The sequence below is a fragment of the Rhodosalinus sp. genome, from assembly GCF_041685465.1.
Taxonomy (GTDB): Bacteria; Pseudomonadota; Alphaproteobacteria; order Rhodobacterales; family Rhodobacteraceae; genus Rhodosalinus.
In genome coordinates, this window is the sequence record NZ_JAWLFS010000174.1 from 1 (window position 1) to 6577 (window position 6577).

Annotated in this window: 8 protein-coding genes and 1 pseudogene; 5 read left to right on the forward strand and 4 right to left on the reverse strand. The window is 70.0% G+C overall.

Translation table 11 applies throughout. The features are described from left to right. The 5 genes and pseudogenes from ACESL7_RS11460 to uvrC form a co-directional block, all read left to right on the forward strand. A pseudogene (locus ACESL7_RS11460) lies at window positions 1–276 on the forward strand (S49 family peptidase); the annotation flags it as partial. Between the two features lies 1 nt (window position 277). After that, window positions 278–445, forward strand: a complete 168-nt coding sequence (locus ACESL7_RS11465; protein ID WP_372893456.1) for a hypothetical protein — start codon at window positions 278–280, stop codon at window positions 443–445. 4 nt (window positions 446–449) lie between these two features. Further along, complete coding sequence (locus ACESL7_RS11470) at window positions 450–1409, forward strand: calcium/sodium antiporter (RefSeq protein ID WP_372893457.1); 960 nt, start codon at window positions 450–452, stop codon at window positions 1407–1409. 12 nt (window positions 1410–1421) lie between these two features. Further along, a complete protein-coding gene (locus ACESL7_RS11475) occupies window positions 1422–2201 on the forward strand; it encodes an SDR family oxidoreductase (RefSeq protein ID WP_372893458.1) in 780 nt (259 codons plus the stop codon). A 294-nt stretch (window positions 2202–2495) separates the two neighbouring features. Continuing rightward, window positions 2496–4370, forward strand: coding sequence for an excinuclease ABC subunit UvrC (gene uvrC, locus ACESL7_RS11480; RefSeq protein ID WP_372893459.1), 1875 nt, complete (start codon window positions 2496–2498; stop codon window positions 4368–4370). A 75-nt stretch (window positions 4371–4445) separates the two neighbouring features. On the opposite strand, the gene rpe is transcribed toward uvrC, so the two are convergent. The 4 genes from rpe to ACESL7_RS11500 form a co-directional block, all read right to left on the reverse strand. After that, window positions 4446–5129, reverse strand: coding sequence for a ribulose-phosphate 3-epimerase (gene rpe / locus ACESL7_RS11485; protein WP_372893460.1), 684 nt, complete (start codon window positions 5127–5129; stop codon window positions 4446–4448). A gap of 52 nt (window positions 5130–5181) precedes the next feature. After that, complete coding sequence (gene rnhA, locus ACESL7_RS11490) at window positions 5182–5637, reverse strand: ribonuclease HI (protein ID WP_372893461.1); 456 nt, start codon at window positions 5635–5637, stop codon at window positions 5182–5184. A gap of 10 nt (window positions 5638–5647) precedes the next feature. Beyond that, complete coding sequence (locus ACESL7_RS11495; RefSeq protein WP_372893462.1) at window positions 5648–6259, reverse strand: class I SAM-dependent DNA methyltransferase; 612 nt, start codon at window positions 6257–6259, stop codon at window positions 5648–5650. Continuing rightward, the coding region (locus ACESL7_RS11500; protein ID WP_372893463.1) for a DUF3429 domain-containing protein at window positions 6256–6577 on the reverse strand (322 nt) is incomplete at its 5' end. The genes ACESL7_RS11495 and ACESL7_RS11500, both read right to left, overlap by 4 nt.

Below are 6577 nucleotides of genomic sequence, written 5' to 3' on the forward strand. Positions count from 1 at the left end.
ATCGAGCACGTCAAGACACGGCGGGGCGACCGTCTCGCCGACGAGCCGGACCTTTACACAGGCGAGATCTGGGTGGGACAGGCCGCGCAGGAGGTCGGGTTGATCGACGGCGTGGCGCATCTCAAGCCCAAGTTGCAGGAGCTTTACGGCGAAAAGGTGCGCCTGCGCCGCTACGGCGTGCGCCGGCCGTTCTTCTCGCGGCTCGGCGCGGGCGTGGTGGATCAGGCGATCGGAGGCCTCGAAGAGCGCGCGGCCTACGCGCGGTTCGGCCTCTGACATGATCCTGAAGGTCACGGTCCTCTTCCTCGCCTTCATGGCCGTGCTGGCGATGTTCGGCAAGCTGCGCCTGCCCGGGCAGGACAGGCTCGCGGCGGCACGCTGCAAGCGCTGCGGCCGCTACCGGATCGGCAAGGGGCCGTGCCCCTGCGGCGCGGGAAGGGGCTGAGGCGATGACGGTCTGGCTCCTGACGGGGCTCGGCCTCGTGATCCTGCTGCTCGCGGGCGACGCGCTGGTGAAGGGGGCGGTGAACCTCGCGCTGCGCCTCGGCGTGCCGGCGCTGATCGTCGGGCTGACGATCGTGGCCTTCGGCACCTCGGCGCCCGAGCTTCTGATCTCGGTGCAGGCGGTGCTCGCCGACGCGCCGGGCATCGCGCTCGGCAACGTGGTGGGCTCGAACACGGCGAACATCCTGCTCGTGCTCGGGGTGCCGGCGGTCCTGACCGGGCTCGCGACCAGCGAATGCGACACGCGCAAGAGCTACGTCGTGATGCTCGCGGCCTCGGTGCTCTTCATCGCGCTCGCCTTCACCGGGAGCTTTGCATGGTGGTCGGGGCTGATCCTGCTCGCCGCGCTCGCCCTCGTCCTCGGCGAGAACTTCCTCGAGGCGCGCGCCCATCATGCCGACCACGCGGAGACCACGGAGCCGGAGGCCACCGCCGACCTCGAGGGCGCCGACCCGGAAATGCCGTGGTGGAAGATCTGGGGCTTCCTGATCCTCGGGCTCGTCGGCCTTCCGCTCGGCGCGAACATCCTCATCGAGAACGCGAGCGAGATCGCACGCATGTACGGCGTCTCCGAGACGGTGATCGGTCTCACGCTCATCGCGCTGGGCACCTCCCTGCCCGAGCTCGCGACCACGGTGATGGCCGGCTTTCGCCGACAGGCGGACATGGCGCTCGGCAACGTGATCGGCTCGAACATGTTCAACCTCCTGGCGATCATCGGGGTCACGTCCCTGATCGGCGAGGTGCCGGTGACGCGCGAGTTCCTGACGCTGGACCTCTGGGTGATGCTGGGCGCCTCGCTCGCGCTGATCCCCTTCGTGGTGTTCCGGCGCGATCTGACGCGGCTCTGGGGCGTCGCCTTGACCGCGGCTTATGTGGTCTATGTGCTCGCTCTGCTCAACTGAGGGAGGCGGGGCATGGCACGGGCACTGGTGACCGGCGCGGGGATGCGGCTGGGCCGCGCGATGGCGCTCTATCTGGCCCGGCGCGGTCACGACGTGGCGGTCCATTACGCCAGTTCGCGCACGGGGGCCGAAGCGACCGCGGCCGAGATCGAGGGGATGGGCCGACGCGCTTGCGCGCTGCAGGCGGACCTGCTCGACGAGGCGGCGGTCACCCCGCTCGTGGACCGGGCCGCACAGGACCTCGGCGGGCCGCTCACGGTTCTGGTGAACAACGCCTCCATCTTCGAGTACGACCGGATCGAGACCGCCACCCGCGCAAGCTGGGACCGCCATTTCGAGAGCAACCTGCGCGCCCCCTTCGTGCTCACGCAGCGCTTCGCCGCGCAGGCGCCCGAGGCCGCGACCGACGCCGCCGGCGAGCCGGTGGCGCAGGCGCTCGTCGTGAACATGATCGATCAGCGGGTCTGGAAGCTCACGCCGGAGTTCGCGAGCTACACGCTGGCCAAGGCGGGGCTCTGGGCGCTGACGCGCACGGCCGCGCAAGCCCTCGCGCCGCGGGTGCGCGTCAACGCGATCGGGCCTGGCCCGACCCTGCAGGGCGCCCGCCAGTCCGAGGACCATTTCGCCCGCCAGCGCGCGGCCACCGTACTCGGCCGCGGGGCCGATCCTGCGGGGATCACCGCCGCGCTCGGCTACTTCCTCGACGCGGCCGCCGTGACCGGGCAGATGCTCGCGGTGGACGGCGGCCAGCACCTCGCGTGGCAGACGCCGGACGTGCTCGGCACGGAGTGAGACGCGCACCGGCGCCGCGAGTTATGCACGTCGCTGGGTAAGGTAACGATCCAGTAACAGAAATGCTAAATTTTTCATTGGCTTGCCGGGGCTTGGAAAATTATGTATTTATTTCAACGTGTTGCAGAAGCGCCCAAAAATTAGGCAGCGCCACGAAGCTCCCTCGTCCAAAGGAAAAATCCATGCTGCCCGGAATTGCTCTACAGACTTGTCCACAGGAAACGGGGATGTCTTTCGGCTTGCCAACGCCGGCCACGGATTGCAGCCGGCCGGGGGGAATCGTATCTCTCTGACATGGCGGACACGACCTCCGAAACCGGGCGCGACGCGCTGACCGGCCACGCCTGCATCCAGAGCTACCTGAAGACGCTGCCGACCTCGCCCGGCGTCTACCGGATGCTCGATGCGCAGGCGCGGGTGCTCTACGTCGGCAAGGCGCGCAACCTGAAGGCGCGGGTGTCGAACTACGCCCGCCCCACGGGGCACAGCCCGCGGATCGCGCGCATGATCCGCGAGACCGCCTCGATGATGTTCCTGACGACGCGGACCGAGACCGAGGCGCTGCTTCTCGAGCAGAACCTCATCAAGCAGCTCAAGCCGCGCTACAACGTGCTTCTGCGCGACGACAAGAGCTTCCCGAACATCCTGCTGACCAAGGATCATGCCTATCCCATGATCCGCAAGCACCGCGGCGCCAAGACGCAGAAGGGTGCCTATTTCGGCCCCTTCGCGAGCGCCGGCGCGGTCAACCGGACGCTCAACCAGCTGCAGAAGGTCTTCCAGCTGCGCACCTGCTCGGACTCGATGTTCGAGAGCCGCACGCGGCCGTGCCTTCTCTACCAGATCAAGCGCTGCTCGGGGCCCTGCGTCGGGCTGATCTCGGAAGAGGACTACGCCGCGAGCGTGCGCGACGCCGAACGCTTCCTCTCGGGCAAATCCACGAAGATCCAGGAAGACCTCGCCGCGCAGATGACCGGGGCGGCCGAGGCCATGGAGTTCGAGCGCGCCGCGGCGCTGCGCGACCGCATCCGCGCGCTGACGCAGGTGCAGGGCGTGCAGGGCATCAACCCGCAGGGCGTCGCCGAGGCGGACGTGATCGCGCTCCACATGGAGGGCGGGCAGGCCTGCGTGCAGGTCTTCTTCATCCGCGCCAACCAGAACTGGGGCAACCGCGACTTCTATCCGCGCACCGGCGCGGACGTCTCCGAGGCCGAGGTGCTGGAGGCCTTCCTCGGTCAGTTCTACGACACCAAGGAACCGCCGCGGCTGATCCTCCTCTCGCACCCGATCGAGAACGCGGACCTGATGCAGGCGGCGCTCACCGAGAAGCTCGGCCGCAAGGTCGAGATCGCGGTGCCGAAGCGCGGCGAGAAGGCGGAGCTCGTCGAGGGCGCGGCGCGCAACGCGCGCGAGAGCCTCGGCCGCAAGATGGCCGAGACGGCGACGCAGGCGAAACTCCTGAAGGGGCTCGCCGAGGCGCTGGACCTCGACCGCACGCCGCGCCGGATCGAGGTCTACGACAACTCGCACATCATGGGCACGAACGCCGTCGGCGCAATGATCGTGGCCGGGCCCGAGGGCTTCGAGAAAAATCACTACCGCAAGTTCAACATCCGCGGCGAGGAGCTGACGCCCGGCGACGACTTCGGCATGATGAAGGAGGTTCTGACGCGCCGGCTCAGGCGGCTCGTGAAGGAGGACCCGGACCGCACGTCGGAGGCCTGGCCCGACCTCCTGCTGATCGACGGCGGCGCCGGGCAGGTGAGCGCGGTGCAGGGCATCCTCGACGAGATGGGGCTCGGCGACCTGCCGATGGTGGGCGTCGCCAAGGGCCCGGACCGCGACGCCGGCAAGGAGGAGTTCCACCGCCCCGGCCGCCGGCCCTTCGCGCTGCGCCACAACGACCCGGTGCTCTACTTCGTGCAACGGATGCGCGACGAGGCGCACCGCTTCGCCATCGGCACCCACCGCGCCAAGCGGGCGAAGGCGGTCGCGGCGAACCCGCTCGACGAGGTGCCGGGCGTCGGCGCCGCGCGCAAGCGCGCGCTGCTGGCGCATTTCGGCTCTGCCAAGGCTGTGACGCGCGCCGATCTTGCCGATCTGAAAGCGGTGGAGGGCATCTCGGACGCGCTGGCCGAGCGCATCTACGCGCATTTCAACGAGGCCTGAGGCGGCGATTTTTCGTACGAAAAATCGTCCCGCCGGTGCGCCGAGTCAGAAGAATTTTCGGACGAAAATTCTTCGTCAGGCGAGCACGCCCTCGGCCGCCGCGCGGATCCTGCGGATGTTCTCGCCGTAGGGCGCCGGCGCGCCGGCAGACCCGCCCCTGAAAACGGCCGATCCGGCGACCAGAACGTCCGCGCCGGCCTCCGTCACGCGCGGCGCGGTGCCTGCGTCCACGCCGCCGTCGACTTCGAGGTGGATGGGCCGGTCACCGATCATGCGCCGCAGCTCCGCGATCTTCGGGAGCTGGCTGTCGAGGAAGCTCTGCCCGCCGAAGCCCGGGTTCACCGTCATCACGCAGACGAGGTCCACCATGTCGAGCACCGGGGCCACCGCCGCCGCCGGCGTGGCCGGGTTGAGCGCGACGCCCGCCTTCACGCCGGCCGCGCGGATCGCCTGCAGCGTGCGGTGCAGGTGCGGGCCGGCCTCCGCATGCGCGGTCAGGATGTCGGCACCCGCCTCCGCGAAAGCCTCGATGAAAGGGTCCACGGGCGCGATCATCAGGTGAACGTCCATCACCGTGGCGACATGGGGGCGCAGCGCCTTGCACATGGCGGGGCCGAAGGTGATGTTCGGCACGAAATGCCCGTCCATCACGTCGACATGGATCCAGTCGGCGCCCTCGGCCTCGGCGGCGCGGCACTCGGCGCCGAAGTCGGCGAAATCGGCGGCGAGGATGGAGGGGGCGATCTTGACGCGGGACATGGGGGCGACTCCGAAGTGGCTGGCGCCGATATAGGGGCGCGCGGCGCCGGTGTCAGCCCGCCTTGAAGGGCGCCATGCCGGCGCGGGCGAGTTCGTCGGCGCGCTCGTTCTCCGGGTGGCCGGCGTGGCCGCGCACCCACTCCCACGTGACGTCGTGGCGCGTCTGCGCGGCGTCAAGGCGGCGCCAGAGTTCGGCATTCTTCACCGGCTTCTTCGCGGAGGTCTTCCAGCCGTTCTTCTTCCAGCCGTGGATCCAGCCGGTCACGCCGTTCTTCACGTAGGCGCTGTCGGTGACGATGGTGATGGCCGAGGGCCGCTCCAGCGCCTCCAGCGCCGCGATGGCGGCCATGAGTTCCATCCGGTTGTTGGTGGTCGCAGACTCGCCGCCATTCATCTCGCGCTCCTTGAGGACGGCCTCGCCCTCCATGGCGCGCAGAAGCACGCCCCAGCCGCCGGGGCCCGGATTGCCGGAACAGGCACCGTCCGTGTAAGCGTAGAGATGCGCCATGCGCTGCGCTCTACCCCCGCGGCGCGGGACCGGCAAGGCCGGCCATGGTGACCCAGTCGGCCAGCTCGCCGTCGAGCCCCGGATCGCGGCCCCGGCGCCGGGCGATCACCGTGAAGCCCGCGGCGGCGAGCAGCTCCGCGAGCTCGTCCTCCCCGTAATAGGTGTAGAGCCGGCCGAGCGCGTCGCGCCGCTCTCCCGCGCCGGTCTTGAGGCCGATGTGCAACCGCCCGCCGGGCACCAGCGCCCGCGCTATGGCGGCGAGGTGGCCGGGCATCGCCGCGCGCGGCGCGTGCAGCAGGCTGAAGTTCGCCCAGACGCCATGATAGACGCCCTCGCCGGTGACGGCGTCGAACTCCGCCTGTCGCGCCGTGACGCCGGGCCGCGCGGCGGCGAGGCGCACCATCTCGGCCGAGGCGTCGGTGGCTTCCACCTCGAGGCCTGCGCGCGCCATGACCTCCGCCGCAAGCCCCGGCCCGCAGCCGAGGTCCAGCACCCGCGCGCCCGCGGGCATCGCGGCGACGAAGGCGGCGAGGTCCGGGTCGTCGCGCAGGCCGCGCGTCGCTCTCGCGTAGCGCGCCGCCTCCGCGTCGTAGACCGCCAGCGTCTCGCGGTCGGCGCTCACGCGAGGACGCCCACGGCGAGGCAGATCACCACGATCGCCGTCAGCAGCACGCGCAGCGTCATCCACCACGCCGGCGCGAGCCCGTAGCGCCAGAAGAGCCAGTCGAGCCCCAGAAGCCCGACGAAGCCGGCGATCAGGCTGGATCCGGCCCAGACCGGCCCGCCGCCCGTCATGAAGAAGGCCCAGAGCGCCGGGATCACCGAGAGCGCGTAGCCGGTGGCGGCGACCTGCCCCTCGGCCTTCGTGGCGAAGCCCCAGAGCACGCCCGACATGAACGAGAGGATGATCGCCCCGTAGAAGAGCATCACGTAAGGTCCG